Below are 23193 nucleotides of genomic sequence, written 5' to 3'. Positions count from 1 at the left end.
GGACGCGTCAGTCGCCGGTCACCCGCGGCTGAGGGACGTCGACGGCCACCCGCGGCTGGGGAACACCGTCCAGCAGCGTCCGCACCTCGGCCTCACGGTAACGGCGGTGCCCACCGAGGGTGCGGATCGAGGAGATCTTGCCTGCCTTCGCCCACCGCGTGACGGTCTTCGGGTCCACCCGGAACAGCGTCGCCACCTCGGACGGCGTGAGCAGGGTCTCCGCCTGCTGCATGTGCGTGGTCATGCGTCCTCCTGGTGCCATCGTGCGACGAGAACCGCGGGTGTAACGCTTCCCAGGGGGAGGTATCGGCACGGACACGCCCGAACTGCAGAGATTTGCGTCACGTTCTCCGCACATCACCCGTTCTGGGGAACGGTCAGTTCGGCAGAACGGAGCGGAGGCGGCCGTGGGAGTCCTGAGCAGATCGTGTGGACGACCGGACCGGAGTAGTCGGAACAACGATCGACCCTGTACCGTTATGGCCGAACAGATGATTCAGCACCCCGGGGCCGCACATACTAGGTGCCTGCCCCGCTTTCACGTTAGAGGGGGTCGGTGCCATGGGGCGCGGCCGTCAGAAGGCTAAGCAGACCAAGGTCGCTCGGGGACTGAAGTACTTCAGTCCCGAGACCGACTATCGGGCCCTCGAGCAGGAGCTCACGTCTGGACGCCGCAACGATGTCGTGACCGACACGCGCCGTGCGCCTGTCGAGGAGGATGACATCGACGAGTCCCCGTGGGCTGACGAGCGCTGACACCCCCGGGCGCACCCCGCCCGGCCCCTGATCGACCGGATCGTCTTCATCGACCGGACTGCGAGACCGCAGTCCGGTCGATGTCGTTCTCCGGGTCTGCACGCAGGCGCGCCGGCGGTGACCCCCTGCCGCCCGTCGCTCACGCGGTCCGGTAGGCGCCCGTCATCAGGACCCCGCCGCCGTGGACGCCCTTCGTGTTCTGCACCAGGTCTCCCGACGCGGCAGAGAGGTCGTCGGCCGACGCGTCCCTGACGTGCCCGAGCACCCACGCCGGGACCCCGAGACGCTCGAGCTCGGCCAGGGCGGAGGACACCCCCTCGGCGGAGACGACGGCGACCATCCCCACCCCCAGGTTCAGCGTGTTCGCGAGGTCGGGCCACGGCACGCCGCCGAGCGACCGGACGACGTCGAACACCTGCGGGACGACCCAGCTCGACCGGTCGACCTCGGCCACCAGCCCGGCCGGGAGCACGCGCGCGAGGTTCGCGGCGAGCCCGCCGCCGGTGATGTGGCTGAAGACGCGCACGTCCGCTGACGGCACCGCCGCGAGCGCGAGGCAGTCGGACGCGTACACCCGCGTCGGGGTGAGGATCTCCTCGCCGATCGTGCGGCCGAGCTCGTCGACGTGCCGCTCGAGCCCCCACCCGGCGACCTCGAGCACCTTGCGGACGAGCGAGAAGCCGTTGGAGTGCAGCCCGCTGGACGCGAGACCGATCAGCACGTCACCGGCACGCACCCGCTCCGGGCCGAGCAGGGCGTCCGCCTCCACCACACCGGTCGCCGCACCGGCGACGTCGTACTCGTCGGCGCCGAGGAGGCCCGGGTGCTCGGCCGTCTCCCCGCCGACGAGCGCCGTCCCCGCGACCGCGCACGCCTGTGCGATGCCGCGCACGATCGCCGCGATGCGCTCCGGGACCACCCGTCCGCACGCGATGTAGTCCGTCATGAACAGCGGCGTCGCGCCGACCACGACGATGTCGTCGACGACCATGCCGACCAGGTCGAACCCGATCGTGTCGTGGATGTCCATCGCCTGGGCGATCGCCACCTTGGTGCCGACACCGTCGGTCGAGGTCGCGAGCAGCGGACGGCGGTAGGCCGTGAGGGCGCTCGCGTCGTACAGCCCGGCGAACCCGCCCACCCCGCCGAGCACCTGCGGACCGTGGGTGGCCCGGACGGCGTCCTTCATCAGCTCGACCGCACGGTCGCCGGCCTCGGTGTCGACACCCGCCGCGGCGTAGGTGACCGCGGGCTGGTCGCCCGTCACGGGTGGTCCAGCGCGTTCGCGCCACCGGCCGCGACGGTCAACGTCGGCAGGTTGTCCTCGGGGGCACCGAGCGGGAGCTCGCTCTGCTCGAGCAGCGTCTTGCCGAGGCGGTCCGACGGCGGCAGCTCGATCGGGTACCGGCCGGTGAAGCACGCGGCGCAGAGCTGGCTGGCCGGCTGCTCGGTCGCCTCGATCATCCCGTCGAGCGAGATGTAGCCGAGCGTGTCCGCACCGAGGGAGGCGCCGATCGCCTGCGCGTCGAGACCGTTGGCGATCAGCTCCGCGCGCGACGCGAAGTCGATGCCGTAGAAGCACGGCCACTTGACCGGCGGAGAGCTGATGCGCACGTGCACCTCGGCGGCCCCGGCCTCCCGGAGCATCCGGATCAGGGCACGCTGCGTGTTGCCCCGGACGATCGAGTCGTCGACGACGACGAGCCGCTTGCCGCGGATCACCTCGCGCAGCGGGTTGAGCTTGAGCCGGATCCCGAGCTGCCGCAGCGTCTGCGACGGCTGGATGAACGTCCGGCCGACGTATGCGTTCTTCGTCAGACCCTGCCCGAACGGGATCCCCGACTCGGCCGCGTAGCCGACCGCCGCGGGCGTCCCCGACTCGGGGACCGGGATCACCAGGTCCGCCTCGACCGGGTGCTCCTTCGCGAGGCGCCGGCCCATGTCGACGCGCGCCGCGTGCACGGACCGCCCGGCGATCGACGTGTCCGGGCGGGCGAGGTACACGTACTCGAACACGCACCCGGCGCGCTCGACGGCCGCGAACCGGCTCGACCGCAGGCCGTCCGAGTCGATCGCGATGAGCTCGCCCGGCTCGACCTCGCGGACGAACGACGCCCCGACGATGTCGAGCGCCGAGGTCTCGCTCGCGACGACCCAGCCGCGCTCGAGGCGGCCGAGCACGAGCGGGCGCACACCCTGCGCGTCACGCGCGGCGTACAGCGTGTGCTCGTCCATGAAGACGAGGCAGAACGCGCCGCGGAGCCGCGGCAGGACCTCGAGCGCGGTGGCCTCGAGGGTGCGGTCCGGGTCGCCGGCGAACAGCGCGGTGATCAGGGCCGTGTCCGTCGTGTTGCCCCGGGCGAGCTCGCCGCGGCGCTGCGCACCGTGCCGCTCGGCGACCAGGTCGACGAGGTCCGCCGTGTTCGTCAGGTTCCCGTTGTGCGCGAGGGCGACCGTGCCGCCCGCCGTCGGGCCGAGGGTCGGCTGCGCGTTCTCCCACGTGCTGCCACCGGTGGTCGAGTAGCGCGTGTGGCCGATCGCGATGTGCCCGTGCAGGGCGTTGAGCGCTGTCTCGTCGAACACCTGCGAGACGAGTCCCATGTCCTTGTAGACGAGCAGCTGCTCACCGTTCGAGGTCGCGATGCCGGCCGACTCCTGGCCGCGGTGCTGCAGCGCGTACAGGCCGAAGTAGGTGAGCTTGGCAACCTCCTCACCGGGGGCCCAGACGCCGAAGACCCCGCAGGCGTCCTGCGGGCCCTTCTCGCCGGGAAGGAGGTCGTGCGACAGAAGTCCGTCTCCGCGGGAGGCCACGGGACTATGGTCGCACACCGGTCGCGGCGCGCGAGAGGGGCGCTACGCCTTCGGGCGGCGCGCCGAGCTCCGGTGGTCGACCCAGACGGCGATCCCCGCACCGGCCAGCCCTCCGAAGCCGCCGAGCCCGATCGCGCTCATCACGATCGCGGGCGTCTGGTTCTGCAGCAGCCCCACCGACGCGACGGCGGCGAGGAGCGAGCCGAGCGCGATCCCGACGAGGGCGCCGACCACGATGAACGCGCGGAACCTCGGCGCACGGCGCACGGTGGCCGGTCGCGCGATCCGCCGGAGCTCGGCCTCGCTCGGCGGCGTGGCCGGGCCGCGCGTCGGGTCGGGCGACGGTGAGGATGTCACCCCTTGAGAGTAGTCGGGCGCGGGAGACGGGGTGACGCTTCTCCCGCGGCGACCCGCTCACCGCTGGCGTCGTCACCGCGGGCCGGTCGCCGGGGCCGCGGTTCGCGGCGGGGTCGGTCGGCATCCGACACCCGGGAGCGGGGCGTCATGGACGCGCGCGGGTGGCCTGGAGCGGGAGGACGGCGGACAGGTCGGCACGCTCCCCGGACGCCGAGACCCGGCCGGCGGCCACCGCATCGTCCCAGGTCAGCAGGCCGGTGGCGAGTGCGAGCCAGGTCTGCGGATCGGTCTCGACGACGTTCGGCGGTGTGCCTCGCGTGTGCCGCGGCCCCTCGACGGCCTGCACCGCGCCGTCGGGCGGGACCCGGACCTCGACGGCGTGCCCGGGCGCGACCTCCGCGAGCTCCTCGAGGGTGAAGCGCACCGCGACCCGGACCGCGCTCCGGGGCGCGTCCTCGGGGGCTGCCCGCCAGATCGCGACGGCAGCACGCCCGTCGGCGGGGTCGGTGCGACGGCGCGGGGGCATGGGCCGGTGGGGTCAGCCGAAGTGGCTCGGGAGGGTGGCCTCGAACACCGTGCGCGCCTCCGCGAGGGGCAGGGTGAACAGGCCCTGGATCTCGAGGGCGGGCTCGTTCTCGTGCTCCTCGTCGGGCGCACCGAGCGCACCGGAGCCGGGCTGGCACGCGTCGTCCGTGATCCCGATCCGGAGCGACGGGTAGCCCCGCGCGGTGCAGAGGTCCACGAACCGGACCTCCTCGCTCCGCGGGACGGCGACGAGCACCCGACCGGTCGACTCGGAGAACAACGCCTCGAAGGTCGAGACGCCGTCGCGCGCGCACAGGGCGTCGAGCGAGACCCGCGCACCGACGCCGAACCGCAGGCAGGCCTCGACCAGCGCCTGGGCGAGGCCACCCTCGGAGAGGTCGTGGGCGGCGTCGACCAGGTGGTCGCGCGCGGCGTTGACGAGGATCTCGGCGAGGGTCCGCTCAGCGGCGAGGTCGACCTTCGGCGGGAGACCACCGAGGTGGGAGTGGACGACGTCGGCCCACGCGGAGCCGTCGAGCTCGCCGCGGGTCGTGCCGAGCAGGTAGATCGACAGACCCGGTGCGGTCCACCCCGACCGGGTGGCACGCGCGACGTCGTCGATCACGCCGAGGACCCCGACGACCGGGGTCGGGTGGATCGACGAGTCGATCTGACCGGGCTCACCGGTGCCGTTGTAGAGCGAGACGTTGCCGCCCGTCACGGGGACGCCGAGGGTCTGGCATGCCTCCGCGAGCCCCTCGATGGCCTGGACGAGCTGCCACATCGAGTCCGGGTCCTCGGGGGACCCGAAGTTCAGGCAGTCGGTGACCGCGAGCGGGCGGGCGCCCGTCGTCGCGACGTTGCGGTAGGCCTCCGCGAGCGCGAGCTGCGCACCCGTGTACGGGTCGAGCTTGGTCCAGCGACCGTTCGCGTCGGTCGACAGCGCGACGCCGAGGCCGGTGGTCTCGTCCACGCGGATCACACCGCCGTCGTCGGGCTGCGCGAGGCCCGTGTTGCCCTGCACGAACCGGTCGTACTGGTTGGTGACCCAGGACTTCGAGGACAGGTTCGGCGAGCCGAGGAGTCGCAGCAGCGTGGAGCGGAGCTCCTCCGGGGTGGACGGGCGCGCGTACCGCGGGTCCGCGTCGGGCCCGCTGAGGGTCGCCGCGTTGAGGGCGTCCTGCCAGGCCGGCCGCGCGTACGGGCGGTGGTAGACGGGGCCCTCGTGGGCCACGGTGCGCGGGAGGACGTCGACGATCTTCACGCCGTGGTGGTCGATCACCAGCCGACCGGTGTCGGTCACCTCGCCGATCACCGCCGTCTCGACGTCCCACTTGCGGGTGATCGCGAGGAACTCGTCGAGCTTCGCCGGCGTGACGACGGCCATCATGCGCTCCTGCGACTCCGACATGAGGATCTCGCCGGGCGTCAGGCTCGGGTCGCGCAGCAGCACCTTGTCGAGCTCGACGTACATGCCGCCGTCGCCGTTGCTCGCGAGCTCGCTCGTCGCGCAGGAGATCCCGGCAGCCCCGAGGTCCTGGATGCCCTCGACGACGCCAGCCGCGAAGAGCTCGAGGCAGCACTCGATGAGCACCTTCTCCATGAACGGGTCGCCGACCTGGACGCTCGGCCGCTTGGACGGCTTGGTGTCGTCGAAGGTCTCGCTCGCGAGGATCGAGGCGCCGCCGATGCCGTCGCCGCCGGTGCGGGCGCCGAACAGCACGACCTTGTTGCCGACGCCGGTCGCGTTCGCGAGGTGGATGTCCTCGTGCCGGAGCACCCCCACGCAGAGGGCGTTCACGAGCGGGTTGCCCTGGTAGGAGGGGTCGAAGACGACCTCGCCGCCGACGTTCGGGAGGCCGAGGCAGTTGCCGTAGCCGCCGACGCCGGAGACCACGCCGTGCACGACGCGCGCGGTGTCCGGGTGGTCGATCGCCCCGAACCGCAGCTGGTCCATGACCGCGACCGGCCGTGCGCCCATCGAGATGATGTCGCGGACGATGCCGCCGACGCCGGTCGCGGCGCCCTGGTACGGCTCGACGAAGCTCGGGTGGTTGTGGGACTCGACCTTGAAGGTGACGGCCCAGCCGTCGCCGATGTCGACGACGCCCGCGTTCTCGCCGATGCCGACGAGCAGGTGCTCCTTCATCGCCGGTGTGGTCTTCGCGCCGAACTTGCTCAGGTGCGCCTTCGACGACTTGTACGAGCAGTGCTCGGACCACATCACGGAGTACATCGCGAGCTCGGCCGCGGTCGGGCGACGACCGAGGAGGTCGTGGATCTGCTGGTACTCCCCGGGCGTCAGGCCGAGCTCGGCGTACGGCATCTCCTGGTCGGGAGTGGCCTCGGCGTTCGCGACGGTGTCGAAGGACACGGTCTCGGGAGACGGAGTGGTGGGCGACGTGGTCATCGAATCCCTCACGAGAGGCCAGCGCAGACGCCACCCAGGATACCGGCGCCCCGACGCCCTCCCGCCAAGTGGAGCGGTCTGCGAGCGACACGCGGGCGTGTCGCTGCAGACCGCTCCACTCGGCGGGAGACGGGTGATGTGCGGGGGCTGCCGCGACAGGGCGCTGACCTGGGATGCTGGGTCGGGGCGGGCGTCGGTGCGTCCGCCGGGACGAGGGAGCCCCGTGAGAACCGAACGTGAGATCGTCACCGCCGTCGAGCTCTGCCTGCCGGACGGGCGGCTGAACCCCGACACCGTCGGCTGGACGCGCGGACCGCTGCACGGGACACGGCTCCCCCGCACCCCGTTGCACGGCTGGGGCCGGACCAAGCGCTGGGAGTACTGGGGCGTCGTCACGCCCACCCACGTGATCGCGCTGACCGTCGCCGATCTCGACTACGCGGCGCAGCACCAGGTCTGGGTGCTCGACCGCCGGACGTCCGAGGAGATCGACACGGTGGCCGTCGTGCCGTTCGGCGCCGGCTGCACGCTGCCCGACACCAGCGGGACCGGCCCGTCGCGGGCGCACGCACGCGGGCTCGACATCGCCATCGACGACGCCCCCGGACGCACCCGGCTGCGGGCCCGGACGGCGCGGGTCGAGGTGGACGTCATCGCCGAGCTGCCCGCGGGGCACGAGTCGTTGGGCGTCGTGGTGCCGTGGAGCGACCGGCGCTTCCAGTACACGCTCAAGGACGTCGCACGACCGGCGGCCGGGTCGGTCGTCGTCGACGGGGTGCGCCACGAGGTCCCGGCCGGCGAGTCGTGGGCCGTGCTCGACCACGGGCGCGGGCTGTGGCCGTACTCGATGCGCTGGAACTGGGGGGCGGGCAGCGGGGTCGTCGACGGCCGCACGGTCGGGGTCCAGGTCGGTGGGGCGTGGACGGACGGCACCGGCTCGACCGAGAACGCCCTGGTGCTCGACGGCCGGCTGCACAAGAACAGCGACGAGCTGGTCTGGGAGTACGACCGCACCGAGTGGCTGGCCCCCTGGCACGTGCACGACGTGGACCGTCGCCACGTGGAGCTCACGTTCGCACCGTTCCACGAGCGCGCCGCACGGACGAACCTCGTCGTCGTGGCGAGCGAGACCCACCAGTGCTTCGGCATGTGGTCGGGCTGGATGACGGACGACACCGGCACCCGGGTCCACGTCGACGGCGCCGTCGGCTGGGCCGAAGAAGCCCGCAACCGCTGGTAACCCGCCCCCTTCTGTCGAGTGGAGCGTTCTGTCAGCGACACGCGGGCGTGTCGCGACAGAACGCTCCACTCGACAGCACACGACCCACCCGGACACCCGACTGGCGGGACCGACCGACGGGCGGGATCGACTCGCGTGGACTTCCGGTCGACCAGACCGTCGGGACGGGAAGGTGCGGGAGCTGGGTCGGTCAGGAGGTGCGGGACTTCTCCGGGACGGGGGCGGTGCCGGAGGCGCGCTGCGCCCGGTAGTGGGCGCGGGCCTCGTCCTGACGCTCGCGCTCGGCACCGGTGGCGATCGTGGCGCGGATCGCCTCGGGCGCGTAGCCGAACGCGTCCACGAGGTCCTGGGCGTGCGGGCGCAGGTGCGTGAGCAGCCGGTCGACGTACGACGTCACCGTGCGCGCGCGCCCGACGGACAGCCGGCCGTGGATGAGGTACCACGCCAGGTTCCGCTCGATGAGGGTCAGGCCGAACAGATCGCGCAGCCACCCGAGCACGCGAGCCGTGCCGGGGTCCTCGATCGTGGTGAGAGCGGCCGTGAACGCCTCCCACTGGACCAGCTCGGCATGGGCCCGCGCCGTCTCGATCAGCTGGTGCTGGTGGCGGTTGAACAGCGCCGCGGCGTCCGCGCGCGAGGCCTTGGTCGCCGGACGCAGTGCGGCCGCGAGCTCCGCGACCATCGAGTCCACCCGATCGGTCAGCAGGTCACGTTGCGCCTCGGCGCCACGCAGCTGCCCGACGGATCGGCGCGCGTCCCCCTGGTCCGCGAGGATCTGCAGGGCGCGCTGCAACGGCGTGCGGTGCAGCGCGGCATCGGCAGCCCGCGTCGCGATGTACCGCGCGACACCGCCGGCGTCGACGTCCTTGAACTCACGCCCGTAGTCGGCGAGCAGACGCTTGGCCACGAGCTGGAGGAGCACCGTGTTGTCGCCCTCGAACGTCACGTACACGTCGAGGTCGGCGCGGAGCGACGTCAGGCGGTTCTCGACCATGAAGCCGGCACCGCCGCAGGCCTCGCGTGCGGTCTGCAGCGTCGTGAGCGCATGCCACGTGGACATCGGCTTGAGGGCCGCGGCGAGTGTCTCGAGGTCCTGACGGTCCTCATCGGTGTCGGTCCGTCCGGAGAACACCGAGTCGAACAGCTCGAGCAGCCGCTCGTGCGCGAAGGCGCCGGCGTAGGTCTCCGCGAGGAGCGGGAGCAACCGGCGCTGGTGCTGCTGGTAGTCGAGCAGCACGGTCTCCTCGGCGTCCGAGCTGCCGGCGAACTGCCGACGCTGGTTGCCGTGGGTGACGGCGGCGACGAGGGCGATCTTCGCGGCGTTGTTCGCGGCACCGTCGAGCGACACCCGGCCCTGGACCAACGTGCCGAGCATCGTGAAGAAGCGTCGGCCGGGGCTCGCGATCGGCGAGGTGTACGTGCCGTCCTCGGCGACGTCGCCGTACCGGTTGAGCAGGTTCTCGCGCGGCACCCGGACGTGGTCGAAGCACAGCTGACCGTTGTCGATGCCGTTGAGCCCACCCTTGAGGCCGTCGTCCTTGCCGCTCACCCCCGGCAGGAACTCCTTGGTCTGCGGGTCGCGCAACGGGACGTAGAGCGCGTGGACCCCGTGGTTGACGCCCTGCGTGATGAGCTGGGCGAACACCACGGCCGCGGTGCCGTGCTTGGCGGCGTTGCCGAGGAACTCCTTCCACGCCCCGCGGAACGGCGTGTGGATCACGAACTCGTGCGTCCCGGCGTCGTAGGTCGCCGTCGTGGCGATCGACGCGACGTCAGAACCGTGGCCGACCTCCGTCATCGCGAACGCCCCTGGCACGGCGACCGACATCGCATCGGGGAGCAGTCGCTCGTGGTGCGGGGCCGTTCCGAGGTGCATGATCGCGGACGCGAACAGCCCCCACTGGACACCCGCCTTGATCTGCAGGGACGGGTCGGCGGCGACGAGTTCCTCGAACCGCGCGAGGCTCGCGCCGTGCTGGTCCGAGCCGCCGAGGGCCGTCGGGAACGCGCGCAGCACGTCCCCCTCGGCCGCCAGCGTCATCAGCTGGGTCAGGACGCGTTCACGGTGCTCGGCCATCGGCAGGCCCTCGATCCGGGCGAACCGTGGGTCGCCGGCAAGGGTGCGTGCCGCCAGCCGCATCTCGGCCCAGCGGCCGAGCAGGACGGTCGCGAGAGACGCGACGTCGACAGCGGGCTCAGGGGCGGGGGCGGCAGGGGTCGGGCGTTCGGTGGTCGCGGTCATGGAGTCTCCTCGGCGGCGGTGCAGTGGGAGGTCGAGCGGTGGACGGCGGTGCGGTGAGTGGTGGTGCGGTGTGCGGTGAGTGGTGCGGTGTGCGGTGTGCGGTGAGTGGTGCGAGGTGAGTGGCGCGCGGAGAGGCTGAGCAGAGCTGAGGTGGGCAGCGGTACGGGCGGTAGACGGGAGCACCCCTCGCTGCCTCACCGCGCTCCAGGCGGATCCGCGGCGCGGGTGTCCGCAACGTCGGGGACCGCGCCGTCAGGGACCGCGCCGTCAGGCTCCGCACCCGGCGGGTCCCCGGCGGGCAGGTCCGGCGCGCGACGGTCCGGGCTGCTGCGGTCACGCGCAAGGAACCCGACCGGTCCGGCCCAGAGCCAGGAGGCGATCTGGCGGGTCAGCTCGTCGCGGCTCGGCGTGCCGGGCCGGCCGCGTTGTGCCATCCACCACTCGCCCGAGCCGCGCACGAACCCCACGGCTCCGGCCGCCCACGACTGCGCGAGTGCGGACACCGGTCCCGGCGCCGTGACGGCGCTCTCGGTGAGGGCCCGCACGAACGGTGTGGCGACCATGGCGGTGACCTCATCGAGGAAGTGCGCCATCGGAGCCCCGGACTCGGGCTGCCGCGTGACGAACGAGTAGACGTTCGGCGAGGACTCGACCATCTCGAGGTACACGGCGACCATCGACCGCAACCCGTCGCGAGGGGTGTCGGCGGAGCGGAGTGCGCCTTCGAGGGCGCCCTGCATCTGGAGCAGGACCGCATCGGCGAGGGCGATCTGCAGCCCGGTCTTGTCGGAGAAGTACCGGTACACGATCGACTTCGACGTCCCCGCGGCCGCCGCGATCTCGTCCATGGACACGTCCGGCCCCTGGTGGTGCACCACTCGACGGGCGACGCGCACGAGCTCGGCGCGGCGCGCCTCGCGGTGATCCGCCCATCGGGTGGACCGACCGTCCGACTGCAGCGGATCGGGGTGACCGGGTTCCGACGACGCCGTCGGAGCCGGTGTGATCTGGCTCACGAAACCGACGGTATCAGGTACTCTGGGTCTCGGACATACCATCGACTCAACGAAGATTCTTGGGACCGAGGTCCCTGATCGCACGATCCGCCCGTCCAGCCGCACCACCAGCACCCCGCACTCAGCATCACCCCGCACCACCAGCACCCAGCACCACCCGAGCTCCACCCGCCCGCACCCAGCAGCACGCACCTCAGCAACGACGCGAGAGGACCTTCATGCCTGCAGCACGACGCGCACCCGCCACCCCGACCGCCACGCCCACCCGGCGAGCGGCCGTGATCGGCGGCAACCGCATCCCGTTCGCCAAGATCGGCGGCCCGTACCGCGACTCGTCGAACCTCGACATGCTCACCGCCGCGCTCGACGGCCTCGTGGCGCGGTTCGGCCTGCAGGGCGAGCGCATCGGGGAGGTCGCCGCGGGCGCGGTCCTCAAGCACTCGCGCGACTTCAACCTGACCCGCGAGGCCGTGCTCGGCTCCGCGCTCTCCGCCGAGACCCCCGCGTACGACCTCCAGCAGGCCTGCGCGACGGGTCTCGAGGCCGTCGTCGGGCTGAGCAACAAGATCCGGCTCGGTCAGCTCGACTCTGCGATCGCCGGTGGCGTCGACAGCTCGTCGGACGCCCCGGTCGCCGTGAGCGACGGCCTCCGGCGCGCGCTCCTCACGCTCTCTCGCGCACGGACCCCGCGGCACAAGCTCGCCGCACTCGCCGGCATCCGGCCCGCCGACCTCGCGCCGTCGGCCCCGACGACGGCGGAGCCCCGCACCGGGCTCTCGATGGGCGAGCACCAGGCCCTCACCACCGCGCAGTGGGGGATCTCCCGCGAGGCGCAGGACGAGATCGCACTGCTGAGTCACCGCCGTCTCGCGGCGGCCTACGACGCCGGGTTCTTCGACGACCTCGTCACGCCCTACCGCGGTCTCGTCCGCGACCAGAACCTCCGCGCGGACACCTCCGCGGAGAAGCTTGCGGCGCTCAAGCCGGTCTTCGGCACGCACCTGCCGACCCCGGCGACGATGACCGCGGGCAACTCCACGCCGCTCAGCGACGGCGCCTCGACGGTGCTCCTCGGCTCCGAGGAGTGGGCGCACGCGCACGACCTGCCCGTCCTCGCCTACGTCGTCGACGCCGAGGTCGCCGCGGTGGACTTCGTGCACGGGACGGACGGCCTGCTGATGGCGCCCGCGTTCGCCGTGCCACGTCTCCTGGCGCGGCACGGGCTGACGCTCGCGGACCTGGACTTCCTCGAGATCCACGAGGCCTTCGCGTCGACCGTGCTGACGACCCTCGCCGCCTGGGAGGACGAGACGTTCGGCCGCGAGCGCCTGGGGCTCGACGGCGCGTTCGGCACGGTCGACCGGAACCGGCTCAACGTCAACGGGTCCTCGTTGGCGGCGGGTCACCCGTTCGCCGCCACAGGTGGCAGGCTCGTGGCGACGACGGCGAAGCTGCTCGCAGCTCGTGCCGCCGAGACCGGCTCGCCGGCCCGCGCCCTCATCTCCGTGTGCGCAGCCGGCGGGCTGGGCGTCACCGCGATCCTGGAGACGGCATGACCGACACGTACCTGCAGCTCGTGAACAGCGGGTTCACGAAGAAGCTCGCCAAGCAGCTCGGTCTGCCCCGACCTGCCCCCTTGCGGCGCCACCGGGTGGGTGACCCGCTCGTGGCCGGCCCGGTGCTGGTGATCGGGCTCGGCGGCCAGGACGGCCCGAGCACCCCGCAACCGGACGCCGACGCCATCGCCCAGCTCCTCGCCGGCAGTGCCAGCACCGCCAGCACCGGCGGCACAGCCGGCACCGGCGACGCTCCGGGCTGGGACCTCGACGTGCACCGCCACGTCGCCACGACCGAGACCGTCGCCGCCGTCGTCCTCGTCCTGTCCGACGTCGAGCACCCGGACGACCTCGCCGCACCGGTCGCCGCCCTCGCCGCGACGCTGCGTCGGCTCGCGCCGGGTGGTCGGGTCGTGACGGTCTCCCGGCCGGCGACGCCCGAGGATGCCCCGGCCGTCGCCGCAGCACGCCAGGGTGTGGACGGCCTCCTGCGGTCCCTCGCCAAGGAGCTCCGCGGCGGAGCGACCGCCAACGGCATCGTGCTCGCCGAAGGGGTCGACGTGCTCGCCCCGTCGGCGGTGGGCGCCCTGCGGTTCTTCCTGTCGAGGCGCTCGGCGTTCGTCGACGGCCAGCTCCTGGAGATCGACTCGGACGCGGGCACGCTCCCGGCCGACTGGGACGCGCCGCTCGCCGGACGGGTCGCCGTGGTCACCGGTGCCGCTCGCGGGATCGGGGCGGCGATCGCCCGCACCCTCGCCCGCGACGGCGCGACGGTCGTCGTCGTGGACGTCCCTGCCGCCGGCGAGGCGCTGGCCGCCGTCGCGAACGAGGTGCGCGGCACCGCGCTCCAGCTCGACATCACGGCCGAGGACGCCGGGCAGCGGCTCCTCGAGCACGCCCTCGGTCGGCACGGGCACCTGGACGTCGTCGTCCACAACGCCGGCATCACCCGCGACAAGCTCCTCGCGAACATGGGCCGCGAGCGGTGGGACGCCGTCCTGGCGGTGAACATCGCCGCTCAGCTCCGCATCAACGAGGCGCTCCTCACGTCCGGGGACTTCACCGACGCGCCGCGGATCGTCTCGCTCGCCTCGACGAGCGGGATCGCCGGGAACCGCGGCCAGACCAACTACGCGGCGTCCAAGGGCGGCGTGATCGGGATGGTCCGGGCGACGGCCCCGCTGCTGACGGCCTTCGGCGGGACGGCCAACGCCGTCGCACCCGGCTTCATCGAGACGGAGATGACGGCCCGGATCCCCGCGGTGACCCGCCAGGTCGCGCGTCGGCTCAACTCCTTGCAGCAGGGCGGGCTGCCCGAGGACGTCGCCGAGACGGTGGCGTTCCTGGCCTCGCCGTCGGCCGGTGGCGTGGTCGGGCAGGTCCTGCGGGTGTGCGGGCAGAACCTGGTCGGGGCATGACCACCCGGAAGGTCGTCGAGCTCGACGCCGTCCCCGGTCTCGGGGGCCTCTACGGCCGCGGGGGGATCGGCGCGGCGCGGCTCGCCCTCAGGCGCTCGCTGTCACCCGCAGGGGCACGGCCGCTCGACGCCGACGCCCTGCCCTCGGTCGAGTACGCGGTGCACGACGTCCGGGCCTCGACCGCCCACCTGACCGCCTACCAGCACCTGATCGGGGAACCGGCGAGCGACGTGCTGCCGGCCGGGTTCGTGCACGTGCTCGCGTTCCCCGTCGCCACCGCCCTCATGGTGCGCCACGACTTCCCGCTGCCGTTGGTCGGCATGGTGCACCTGGCCAACGCGGTCGAGCAGCGCGAACCCCTGCGGCACACCGACGCGTTGCACGTCCGGGCGTGGACCGAGCAGCTCCGACCGCACCGGTCCGGCGTGCAGCTCGACCTCGTCGTCGAGGTCAGCCGAGAGGACGCGGCCGGGTCGGGCGAGCCGCCGGCCTGGCGCGGGGTGTCCACCTACCTCTCGCGGGGCGCGCGGCTCACGGGAGCAGCGGCCCCGGACGAGCGTCCTCCCGCGCTGTCGGTGCCGACCGGGCTCCCGACCGCCGTCTGGCACCTCGCGGCCGACACCGGGCGGCGGTACGCCGAGGTCTCCGGGGATCGCAACCCGATCCACATGTCGGCGCTCACCGCGCGCGCGTTCGGCTTCCCCCGCGCCATCGCGCACGGCATGTACACCGCCGCACGGGCTCTCGCCGACGTCGGCCCGCGGCGCGGCCCGGGGTTCACCTGGACGGTGCAGTTCGCGAAGCCCGTGCTGCTGCCCGGGACCGTGACGCTCCAGGTCGTCCGGGTGCCCGACGCGGACGGGTCGAGCACCGACTCCGCGCTCGCCGGCCGGGGATTCAGATACACCGGGTGGGACGTCCGGTCCGGCGCGGTGCACTTCACCGGGAAGATCACCCCCTCGGACGAGTGATTCACCCGATTACGGCTCAACCCGCTGATCGGCGGCGTCGATCACCACCTCGGGCCCGACACCGTCGTGCCGCAGCGCGCGAGGGGGTACCGATGTCGATCGCACCAGGCCAGAACGCCATCACAGGCATGCCGCCCGCCGGCTGGTACGCAGATCCGTCCGGCGGCGGCCAGCGGTGGTGGGACGGCGCCCAGTGGACGTCGCACGTGATGCCGACGGACGCCCCGCTCTCGCCGGCGCCGGCGTCGGCGCAAGCGACCGTCTCAGCAGGCGGCGCCTGGACACCGGGCCCGACGAACCCGCTGGGACAGGACCCGTATGCCGAGCTCGGGGCCACCGCGAGCACGGCGCAGCAGCGCAGCCCCGGCGGCTACCTTCCGACCGCAGCATCAGGTGGGCACGGCACGTCGCCGGCCTACGGCGGCGTGGTCGGCTACGAGGCCAACGGCACGGTGTCAGGGGCCGCGTTCCCGTACTCGTACCTCCCCGGAGTCGCGGCACCGAAGAACACCCGGGCCACGATCGGTTTCGTCCTCGGCGTCGTGTTCGTCAGCATCGGGGTGCTGTTCGGGTACTGGTTCGGTTCGCTCATCGCCGTCGTGGTGTCGATCACCGGACTGACCCGTTCGCGCAAGCTGGCGGCTCAGGGCTACCCGGCGGTCGGGCGGTCGCTGGCGATCTGGGGCATCGTGCTCTCGGCGCTGTCCTGGGCCGTGGCAGTCGGGCTGCGCTTCGCCGGCTTCGGTCTCTGAGCACCCCGACCGGGTGGGCGTGAGAGCGCTCGACTGTCCGTGCAGGGGCGCCGGGTGGGCGGTCGGTGGGAGGGTGACGTCGTGATCGATCTCGACGCATTCACCGGTGCTCTCGAACCCGACGGCGACTACGAGGCCCTGGCGTTCGACGGTCTCGACCTGTCGGGCCAGCACGCCGATCACGCGCGGTTCATCGACTGCGTGCTGCACGGCTGCACCCTCGACGCGACCGACCTCGACCACGCCCAGCTCCTCGACACGACGTTGCGCGAGGTCCACGCCGGCACGCTCGACCTCGTCGACGCGACGTGGCGCGACGTCGAGATCGTCGACTGCCGACTCGGGGCGGTCCAGGCCTACGGTGGCGCGCTCACCCGGGTGACGGTGCACGGCGGCAAGATCGACTACCTCAACCTCCGCGAGGCGCACCTCACGGACGTCCGGCTCGACGGATGCGTGATCGGCGATCTCGACCTCATCGGTGCGCGCGTGACACGCCTCGTCATCGACGACTGCCGCATCGGCCGGCTCGACCTGACGCGCGCCGAGCTGACCGACGTCGATCTCCGGAGAGCCGACCTGTCGCGGCTCGACGGGCTCGCGGGGCTCGCCGGCGCCACCATCAGTCCGGAGCAGCTCCTCGACCTCGCCGGGGCGCTGGCAGCCCACCTGCGGATCACCGTCGCCTGAGCGGCTCCGTCGGCGCCTCAGCTCGCCGACGAGGCGATGTAGCCGCGTGCCCGCTGGAGCGTGGCGTCGCAGTCCGGTGCGGTGCGCAGCAGCGCCGCGATCTGGCGGGCGATGCGGTCACCGGGATCGATCGGCGACCGGTAGCGGTAGGCGGAGCCGTCCTTCTCCCGCAGCAGCTCCCCGCGCGCGGTCAGCATCTCCGCGGCGTTCTTGACCTGCTTGTACGGCAGCCGGCGCGACCCGCTCATGGCCAGGACGAGCTCGCGGACCGACACCGGGTGCGTCAGTCGGTCGACCGCCTCGAGGATCGCCTGGGCGAGCTCCTCCTCCGACTCCGGCGTCGCCGGCACCCGAGGCACGTCGCCCGTGCGGCCGGCGATCCCCGCGAGACCAGCCGCACCCGCCAGACCCGCCAGACCCGCGGTCCCGGCGAGACCCGTGGTCCCTGCGAGATCTGTCGTCCCCGCGAGACCTGTCGTCCCGACGACGCCCGCAGCCCCCGCAGGATCGCCGCCCGCCGACCCCGCGTCGTCCCCGTCGGCGCCGCCGCCAGGTGCAGGACGCCGCTCGGACAGCTCGTCGGGCCCGACCACCGGGCCGACCACGAGGACCCTGACGCCGTCGATCCATGCGGCGATCGCCGAGTCGACGAGCTCGGCGTACGCCTCAGGTCGGTCGAGAGGGTGGCGCAGCACCGTCACGTCGCCGAGCCGGGTGGACAGGGGCAGCACGGGCAGGTCGACGAACAGCGCCGGGCTGAGCGGGACCCGCATGCCGCCTGCCGTCCCGGTGATCCGCAACGTCGCGCCGAAGGCGTCCAGCACCCGGGCGAGCCGCGCCAGGTTGACCTCGTCGAAGGACGGCGCGATGTCGAGCGACTCGGGCGGGCGGACCGTCGGGGCACCCGGCTCGGCCTGCGCATACCTCGCGACCGGCCCGACCACGACGTGCTGCACGGCGGCGTCGTCGAGGACCTGCAGCAGCGGTCCGAAGCCGGCCCTCATCGGCCGCGTCCCGCGTGGCATCAGCGCTGCAGGACGGAGCGTCGGACCAGGAGCCGGGCGACCACGTTCAGCAGGACGACGAGCAGGATGAGCGTGAGGGCACCCGCCCATGCACGCGCCAGAGCCGTGTCGTTCGGCAGACCGGCCTCGCTGAAGACGAAGAGCGGGAGCGCCTCCTGCGGACCGCTGAACGGGTTGACGTTGATCGCGGTGCTGCCGAACACGGTCAGCAGCAGCGGTGCGGTCTCGCCCGAGACGCGCGCGACGGCCAGCATGATGCCCGTCGTGATGCCGGGCATCGCGGTGGGGAGGACGATCGACCGGATGGTCTGCCAGCGGGGGATCCCCAGCGCGTAGCTGGCCTCGCGCAACGAGTCCGGGACCAGGCGCAGCATCTCCTCGGTGGTGCGCACGACCACCGGGATCATGAGGATCACGAGCGCCAGCGACCCGGCGAAGCCGCTGTACCCCTGGTGGAGGATCAGCACCCACAGCGCGAGGACGAACAGGCCGGCGACGATCGACGGCAGGCCCGTCATGACGTCGACGAACGTGCTGACGACGCGGCCGAACCGACCGCGCGCGTACTCGACGAGGTAGATCGACACCATCAGGCCCAACGGCACCGAGATCACCGTCGCGATCCCGACCTGCTCGATGGTGCCGACGATCGCGTGGTAGATGCCGCCGCCGGGGTCGCTGTCCGCGACGCTGAACATCGAGTGCGTGAAGAACGTCCCGTCGAACCGTGCGAGCCCGCGGCTGAGGGTGAAGCCGAGGACCGCGACGAGCGGCACGACCGCCATGACGAGCGCTGCGCTCGTCAGGGTCAGCGCGAGGCGGTCCCGGGCACGCCGCCCGCCCTCGACGACCACGGACGTCGTGATGAACGCGACGACGAACAGGAGCGTGCTGAACACCACGAAGTCCGCGACACCCTGCAGCGGGGTCAGCGCGAACAGCACACCGCTCACGACGAGGGTGGCACCGGCGACGGCGGCGGCCGTCCAGCACGGCAGAGCGTTCCCCCCGGAGACGGAGACGAGGACGTCGGCGGGCGCGGGGGCGGGGGCGGTCGGTGCGGTGGTCATGAGCCGGTCTCCCGGAAGTCCTTGCTGCGAGCGACGATCGCGCGTGCCACGAAGTTGACGATCAGCGTGATGACGAACAGCACCAGCCCGGAGGCGATGAGCGCGCCGCGTCCGACCGCTGCGGCCTCGCCGTACGTGTTGGCGATGTTCGCCGCGATGGTGTTGCCGCCCGGTGCGAGCAGGTGGATGTTGATCTCGTAGTTGGCGGAGAGCACGAGGGCGACCGCGATGGTCTCGCCCATCGCCCGGCCGAAGCCGAGCACGGTCGCGCTGATGAGCCCGGACCGGCCGTACGGCAGCACCGCGGTGCGGATCATCTCCCACTTCGTGGCGCCGAGCGCGTACGCCGCCTCCTGGTGCGCGAGCGGCGCCTGGCCGAGGACCTCGCGCGAGATCGCGGCGATGATCGGCAGGATCATGATCGCGAGGACCACCGAGGCGGTGAAGATCGACTTCCCGAAGATGCCCTTCGACGCGAAGATCGGGATCCAGCCGAAGTAGCGGGCGAGCCACGCGCTCAGCGGGATCATCGCCGGCACCAGGAAGATCAGACCCCACAGGCCGAAGACCACGCTGGGGATCGCGGCGAGCAGGTCGACCAGGTAGCCGATCAGCTGGGCGACGCGGCGAGGTACGTAGTGCGTGACGGCGAGGGCCACGCCGACGGCCACGGGGAACGCCATCGCGACCGCGAGGGCCGACGTCACGAGCGTGCCGTAGGTGAGGGCGGCGATCCCGAACACCGGCGGCTGGTCGTCGGGGTTCCACGTCCGCGTGGTGAAGAAGTTGGTGCTGTCCTGGTTGATCGCCGGAAGCGCACGCTCGAGGAGGAACAGCGCGATCGCGACCAGGAGGGTGAGCAGGAAGCCTGCCGAGCCGATCGTCAGCCGTCGGAAGACCCGGTCGGCCAGGTGCTCGACCGGGCGGGACCGACGGCGCGGGGCGCGCGCGTTCTCCGCATCACGGGGCCGAGGCTCGGCCAGGGTCGAACCGCCGGCGCTGCTCGGGGCTCCCATGCTCCTCCTGTCAGGACGGTGACGTACCGACGGTGCCTGACCCACCCGGGGGCGGGTCAGGCACCATCGGTGTCACGAGGTGGTGCGATCAGGCCATCGCGGTGACGGCCGCCTGCACCTTCGTGGCGATGTTCTCGGGCAGCTTGACGTACCCGTTCTTCTCCAAGATGTCCTGGCCCGAGTGCGCCAGGTAGCCGAGGAAGGACTTGAGCACCGGGAGGGTCGCGCTCTTGTTGCCGGTCGCGCAGACGATCTCGTAGGTGACCAGGACGGCCGGGTAGGCGCTGGTGTCGGGGTTCGCGTAGTCGAACGTCAGCGCGAGGTCACCGCCGGTTCCGGTGATCTTCGCCTTCGAGAGGAAGTTCACGACGTTCGCCGTGGTGAGCTCGACGAACTTGCCCTGGGCGTTGCCGACCTTGGCGTAGGGGATGCTGTTCTGCGTCGCGAACGACAGCTCCATGTAGCCGATCCCGCCGGGGGTCGTCTTGACGCCCTGCGCGATGCCCGCGGTCCCCTTGGAGCCCTGGCCGCCCGGGGCGCTCCAGGTCTTGTCGTGGCCGAAGGTCCACGCGCTGCCCGCGTCGTTCTGCAGGTAGTTCGTGAAGTTGAACGTGGTGCCCGAGCCGTCGGACCGGTGGAAGGTCTGGATCCCGAGCGACGGGAGCGTCGCGCCGGGGTTGTCCGCCTTGATCGCCGGGTCGTCCCAGTTCGTGATCGCACCCGAGAAGATCTTCGCGATCGTCGTCGCCGAGAGGTTGAGCGAGGTCACGCCGGGCAGGTTGTAGCCCACCGCGATCGGGCCCGGCACCATCGGGAGGTCGATCGCCTGGTTGCCGGTGCCGCAGCGCGCGTCGGCCGCGGGCTTCTGCGCCGCGGTGAGCGCGAAGTCGGAGCCGGCGAAGTCGGTGGTGCCCGACGTGAAGTCGGTGACGCCCTTGCCCGAGCCGCCACCCTGGTAGTTGATCGTGGAGCCCGAGCAGTCGGTCTGGTAGGTCTTCGTCCACTGCGACATCGCGTTCGACTGTGCCGTCGAACCCGAGGCGGTGAGCGAGCCCTGGGCGCACGCGATGCTGCTCGCGGGGGTCGACGAGCCTGCGGTCGACGCGGAGAGCGGCGAGGCGCTCCCGGTCGAGTTGTTGTTCGTGCCGCACGCAGCGAGCGACATGGCACCGAGCGTGATCGCGGCCGCTGTCCCAAGAAGGCGAGTACGCCTCACGTGGTCACGTCCCTTCGTCATCGATGTGGGCCCGGCCGGATGGCGCGGGACGACCCAACGATCTGCACGCTAGGGAGCCCATTAAACCCGGAGATGTCTGTAAGGTGAACGGAGTGCGACGGGTCGACGACCCCCGTCGGGCCAGTGGCTGGACGTTTCCTGGTGTTGCTGTGAAAACCCTGGCAATCAGGGGTTCTGGACCGCCGCCCGGGCTCAGTCCAGGGCCGGTCCGCACGCGGCCGCGGCCGTCGCCGCGAGCGCCGCCAGGCCGCCCACCTGGATCAACGGCCGGGAGTCGGCCTCGACCTGCCAGCACCCGTCGACGACCACGTACCGCGCACGCGGACCGTCGGCCAGGTACGCGGCAACAGCGCCCAGCAGGCGCTCCACGAACTCCCCCTCGGTGCCGACCCCCACGCTCGCGCGGATCGCCCCCGCCGGCACGCCCAGCCGCGCGAGCAACGGGTGCGCGCAGAAGCGCCCGTCCCGGACCCCGATCCCGTGCTCCGCGGACAGGTAGGCCGCGACGAGCCCGGGGTCGTGCCCGGCGACGGAGAACGTCACGACGCCGACCGGGTCCGCGGAGTCGGCCCAGAGACGCACGACCTCGACCCCGTCGATCGCCTGCAGCCCGTCGACCAGCCGGTCCCGCAGCGCACGCTCGTGAGCCGCGAGCGCACCGTCGGGAAGAGCGGCGAGGGTGTCGCAGGCCGCCGCGAGCGCGATCGCGCCGATCACGTTCGGCGACCCGGCCTCGTGGCGCGCGGGCGCCGTCGTCCACACCACCCGGTCGGGACGGACGTCGCGCACCGCTCCACCCCCGGCGAGGTACGGCTCGCCCGCGTCGAGCCAGTCGCGCCGGCCGACCAGCGCACCGGCACCGAACGGTGCATACGTCTTGTGCCCGGAGAACGCGACGTAGTCGGCCCCGCTGCGTGCGAGCGAGAATCCCCGGTGCGGGACGAGCTGGGCACCGTCGACGGCCACCCGGGTGCCGGCCGCGTGCGCGAGCGCGACGACCTCCGCGACCGGCAGGGACTCGCCCGTGACGTTCGACGCTCCGGACACCGCCACCAGGGCGTACGGGTGCGCGGCGAGCGCGGCACGCAGGGCGTCGAGCGTGGCCGCGACGGTACCCGCGACCTCGAGGACCGTGGCGCCCCTCCGCTGCCAGGGCAGCAGGTTCGCGTGGTGCTCGAGATCGAGCACCAGCACGTCGCCCGGGACGCAGCCGGCCAGCAGGTTGAGGGAGTCGGTCGTGTTGCGGGTGACGATCGTGACGTCGTCCTCGCGGGCGCCGACGAACCGCCCGATCGTCGTCCGCGCGGACTCGTAGAGAGCCGTCGACACCTGGGACAGGTACCCGGCGCCGCGGTGGACGCTCGCGTAGAGCGGCAGGACCTCGTTCACCCGGTCGGCGACGGCCTCGAGCGCCGGCGCGCTCGCCGCGTAGTCCAGGTTGGCGTAGACGCGCGACGTCCCGTCGACGAGCGGGACCCGGGTCGCACCGCCGACCACGGGCAGCAGCGCGAGGGTCTCGGCAGGCCGATCGGGCAGCGCAGACGTACCGGGCGCGGCAGCCGTACCGGGCACTGAAGGCGCGTCGGGCACCGCAGACGGGTGAGGTACGACGGGCGAGGGGGAGACGACAGACGAAGAGGGCACGACAGCTCCAGGAGGTCCGGAGGGACCACCACCGGCACGCCGACGGGTCGACGCATGCCGACGAAGGGGAGGTCCCGCGCTTGCCGTGACCACCTCGGTCACGGCCAGGTCGTCACCCGGGGCACCCCACCGCGGAGGAGGGTTGCCGGCCAGCAAGCCGGGGCTGTGCATCATCATGCGCTGGCACTCATGACCTCGGTCCAGCGTGCGCGACGGGCGGGCCCGTGTCAACGGGTGGACGACCGGTCTCGCATCTTGGATGGTGGACGGTGGGTCGCTCGTGCTTGTCGGACCACGCACAGGGGCCGTAGCATCCGAGGCACCATCCAGAGCGGCCGAGAGATCTGGCTCGACGACGCCGCAGCAACCCCCTGGGACCCCACGTCCCGGGTGAGGGTGCTACCGCCAGGACCGATGGAGGCGCACATGAGCACGTCCGACTCACCGACCGCGGCGA

20 protein-coding genes and 2 riboswitches are annotated in these 23193 nt (G+C 72.5%); of the genes, 7 read left to right on the top strand and 13 right to left on the bottom strand.

Annotated features, from left to right (window positions below; translation table 11 throughout):
• Positions 1–7: 7 nt before the first annotated feature.
• The gene (locus LJB74_RS11680; protein WP_259308692.1) at positions 8–244 is read right to left on the bottom strand and encodes a BldC family transcriptional regulator; all 237 of its coding nucleotides are present in this window, start codon (positions 242–244) and stop codon (positions 8–10) included.
• 317 nt (positions 245–561) lie between these two features.
• On the opposite strand from LJB74_RS11680, the gene LJB74_RS11675 reads away from it, so the two are divergent.
• Positions 562–756 carry a DUF3073 domain-containing protein gene (locus LJB74_RS11675; RefSeq protein ID WP_259308691.1) on the top strand — a complete coding sequence of 65 codons (195 nt, stop codon included), beginning with the start codon at positions 562–564 and terminating at the stop codon, positions 754–756.
• 139 nt (positions 757–895) lie between these two features.
• On the opposite strand, the gene purM is transcribed toward LJB74_RS11675, so the two are convergent.
• The 5 genes from purM to purL all read right to left on the bottom strand — a co-directional run bounded on the left by purM (position 896) and on the right by purL (position 6859).
• Positions 896–2023 (bottom strand): phosphoribosylformylglycinamidine cyclo-ligase, encoded by a 1128-nt coding sequence (gene purM / locus LJB74_RS11670; RefSeq protein ID WP_259308690.1) that lies wholly within the window; start codon positions 2021–2023, stop codon positions 896–898.
• Positions 2020–3567 (bottom strand): amidophosphoribosyltransferase, encoded by a 1548-nt coding sequence (purF, locus tag LJB74_RS11665; protein ID WP_259308689.1) that lies wholly within the window; start codon positions 3565–3567, stop codon positions 2020–2022. Before purF ends, purM begins: the two co-directional genes overlap by 4 nt.
• Positions 3568–3609: 42 nt before the next feature.
• Positions 3610–3924 (bottom strand): histidine kinase, encoded by a 315-nt coding sequence (locus LJB74_RS11660; RefSeq protein WP_259308688.1) that lies wholly within the window; start codon positions 3922–3924, stop codon positions 3610–3612.
• Positions 3925–4069: 145 nt separating this feature from the next.
• Entirely contained in the window at positions 4070–4450 is a 381-nt protein-coding gene (locus LJB74_RS11655) for a sterol carrier family protein (protein WP_259308687.1), read from the bottom strand.
• A gap of 12 nt (positions 4451–4462) precedes the next feature.
• On the bottom strand, positions 4463–6859 hold the full coding sequence (gene purL / locus LJB74_RS11650; protein WP_259308686.1) for a phosphoribosylformylglycinamidine synthase subunit PurL: 2397 nt from the start codon (positions 6857–6859) through the stop codon (positions 4463–4465).
• 223 nt (positions 6860–7082) lie between these two features.
• Here purL and LJB74_RS11645 point away from each other — a divergent pair, with 223 nt between their 5' ends.
• The gene (locus tag LJB74_RS11645; protein WP_259308685.1) at positions 7083–8099 is read left to right on the top strand and encodes a DUF2804 domain-containing protein; all 1017 of its coding nucleotides are present in this window, start codon (positions 7083–7085) and stop codon (positions 8097–8099) included.
• A 190-nt stretch (positions 8100–8289) separates the two neighbouring features.
• On the opposite strand, the gene LJB74_RS11640 is transcribed toward LJB74_RS11645, so the two are convergent.
• The gene (locus LJB74_RS11640) at positions 8290–10341 is read right to left on the bottom strand and encodes an acyl-CoA dehydrogenase (RefSeq protein ID WP_259308684.1); all 2052 of its coding nucleotides are present in this window, start codon (positions 10339–10341) and stop codon (positions 8290–8292) included.
• 194 nt (positions 10342–10535) lie between these two features.
• Complete coding sequence (locus LJB74_RS11635) at positions 10536–11357, bottom strand: TetR/AcrR family transcriptional regulator (RefSeq protein ID WP_310650844.1); 822 nt, start codon at positions 11355–11357, stop codon at positions 10536–10538.
• 218 nt (positions 11358–11575) lie between these two features.
• Here LJB74_RS11635 and LJB74_RS11630 point away from each other — a divergent pair, with 218 nt between their 5' ends.
• From LJB74_RS11630 to LJB74_RS11610, 5 genes are all read left to right on the top strand, one after another.
• Complete coding sequence (locus tag LJB74_RS11630) at positions 11576–12913, top strand: acetyl-CoA C-acetyltransferase (RefSeq protein ID WP_259308683.1); 1338 nt, start codon at positions 11576–11578, stop codon at positions 12911–12913.
• Entirely contained in the window at positions 12910–14331 is a 1422-nt protein-coding gene (locus LJB74_RS11625; protein WP_259308682.1) for a 3-oxoacyl-ACP reductase, read from the top strand. Before LJB74_RS11630 ends, LJB74_RS11625 begins: the two co-directional genes overlap by 4 nt.
• Positions 14328–15302 carry a MaoC/PaaZ C-terminal domain-containing protein gene (locus LJB74_RS11620; protein WP_259308681.1) on the top strand — a complete coding sequence of 325 codons (975 nt, stop codon included), beginning with the start codon at positions 14328–14330 and terminating at the stop codon, positions 15300–15302. The genes LJB74_RS11625 and LJB74_RS11620 overlap by 4 nt, the downstream gene beginning before the upstream one ends.
• A 92-nt stretch (positions 15303–15394) precedes the next feature.
• Positions 15395–16054, top strand: coding sequence for a DUF2510 domain-containing protein (locus tag LJB74_RS11615; protein ID WP_259308680.1), 660 nt, complete (start codon positions 15395–15397; stop codon positions 16052–16054).
• A gap of 81 nt (positions 16055–16135) precedes the next feature.
• A complete protein-coding gene (locus LJB74_RS11610) occupies positions 16136–16744 on the top strand; it encodes a pentapeptide repeat-containing protein (RefSeq protein WP_259308679.1) in 609 nt (202 codons plus the stop codon).
• A gap of 17 nt (positions 16745–16761) precedes the next feature.
• Here the strand turns inward: LJB74_RS11610 and LJB74_RS11605 are convergent, their stop codons facing one another.
• The 5 genes from LJB74_RS11605 to LJB74_RS11585 all read right to left on the bottom strand — a co-directional run bounded on the left by LJB74_RS11605 (position 16762) and on the right by LJB74_RS11585 (position 22664).
• Positions 16762–17748 carry a BlaI/MecI/CopY family transcriptional regulator gene (locus LJB74_RS11605; protein WP_259308678.1) on the bottom strand — a complete coding sequence of 329 codons (987 nt, stop codon included), beginning with the start codon at positions 17746–17748 and terminating at the stop codon, positions 16762–16764.
• Between the two features lie 20 nt (positions 17749–17768).
• Positions 17769–18839, bottom strand: coding sequence for a phosphate ABC transporter permease PstA (gene pstA / locus LJB74_RS11600; RefSeq protein ID WP_259308677.1), 1071 nt, complete (start codon positions 18837–18839; stop codon positions 17769–17771).
• On the bottom strand, positions 18836–19855 hold the full coding sequence (pstC, locus tag LJB74_RS11595; protein WP_259308676.1) for a phosphate ABC transporter permease subunit PstC: 1020 nt from the start codon (positions 19853–19855) through the stop codon (positions 18836–18838). The genes pstA and pstC overlap by 4 nt, the downstream gene beginning before the upstream one ends.
• Before the next feature lie 88 nt (positions 19856–19943).
• On the bottom strand, positions 19944–21020 hold the full coding sequence (gene pstS / locus LJB74_RS11590; protein WP_259308675.1) for a phosphate ABC transporter substrate-binding protein PstS: 1077 nt from the start codon (positions 21018–21020) through the stop codon (positions 19944–19946).
• Positions 21021–21284: 264 nt separating this feature from the next.
• Positions 21285–22664, bottom strand: a complete 1380-nt coding sequence (locus tag LJB74_RS11585) for an aminotransferase class V-fold PLP-dependent enzyme (RefSeq protein ID WP_396125155.1) — start codon at positions 22662–22664, stop codon at positions 21285–21287.
• A gap of 143 nt (positions 22665–22807) precedes the next feature.
• Positions 22808–22931: riboswitch (SAM riboswitch) on the bottom strand.
• 124 nt (positions 22932–23055) lie between these two features.
• Positions 23056–23157: riboswitch (SAM riboswitch) on the top strand.
• Positions 23158–23193 lie beyond the last annotated feature (36 nt).

The organism is Cellulomonas sp. P24 (assembly GCF_024704385.1).
GTDB lineage: Bacteria > Actinomycetota > Actinomycetes > Actinomycetales > Cellulomonadaceae > JAJDFX01.
The sequence above is the reverse complement of the archived record's forward strand: the minus strand, read 5'-3'. Positions and strand labels throughout refer to the sequence as shown.

What these genes read in the sequence shown, in the direction of transcription:
- LJB74_RS11620 (WP_259308681.1), top strand. Translation starts at nt 14,328, where the DNA reads ATGACCACCCGGAAGGTCGTCGAGCTCGACGCCGTCCCCGGTCTCGGG.
- LJB74_RS11640 (WP_259308684.1), bottom strand. Translation starts at nt 10,341, where the DNA reads ATGACCGCGACCACCGAACGCCCGACCCCTGCCGCCCCCGCCCCTGAG.
- pstS (WP_259308675.1), bottom strand. Translation starts at nt 21,020, where the DNA reads ATGTCGCTCGCTGCGTGCGGCACGAACAACAACTCGACCGGGAGCGCC.
- LJB74_RS11630 (WP_259308683.1), top strand. Translation starts at nt 11,576, where the DNA reads ATGCCTGCAGCACGACGCGCACCCGCCACCCCGACCGCCACGCCCACC.
- LJB74_RS11655 (WP_259308687.1), bottom strand. Translation starts at nt 4,450, where the DNA reads ATGCCCCCGCGCCGTCGCACCGACCCCGCCGACGGGCGTGCTGCCGTC.
- pstC (WP_259308676.1), bottom strand. Translation starts at nt 19,855, where the DNA reads ATGGGAGCCCCGAGCAGCGCCGGCGGTTCGACCCTGGCCGAGCCTCGG.
- purL (WP_259308686.1), bottom strand. Translation starts at nt 6,859, where the DNA reads ATGACCACGTCGCCCACCACTCCGTCTCCCGAGACCGTGTCCTTCGAC.
- LJB74_RS11675 (WP_259308691.1), top strand. Translation starts at nt 562, where the DNA reads ATGGGGCGCGGCCGTCAGAAGGCTAAGCAGACCAAGGTCGCTCGGGGA.
- LJB74_RS11605 (WP_259308678.1), bottom strand. Translation starts at nt 17,748, where the DNA reads ATGAGGGCCGGCTTCGGACCGCTGCTGCAGGTCCTCGACGACGCCGCC.
- LJB74_RS11680 (WP_259308692.1), bottom strand. Translation starts at nt 244, where the DNA reads ATGACCACGCACATGCAGCAGGCGGAGACCCTGCTCACGCCGTCCGAG.
- LJB74_RS11625 (WP_259308682.1), top strand. Translation starts at nt 12,910, where the DNA reads ATGACCGACACGTACCTGCAGCTCGTGAACAGCGGGTTCACGAAGAAG.
- LJB74_RS11615 (WP_259308680.1), top strand. Translation starts at nt 15,395, where the DNA reads ATGTCGATCGCACCAGGCCAGAACGCCATCACAGGCATGCCGCCCGCC.
- pstA (WP_259308677.1), bottom strand. Translation starts at nt 18,839, where the DNA reads ATGACCACCGCACCGACCGCCCCCGCCCCCGCGCCCGCCGACGTCCTC.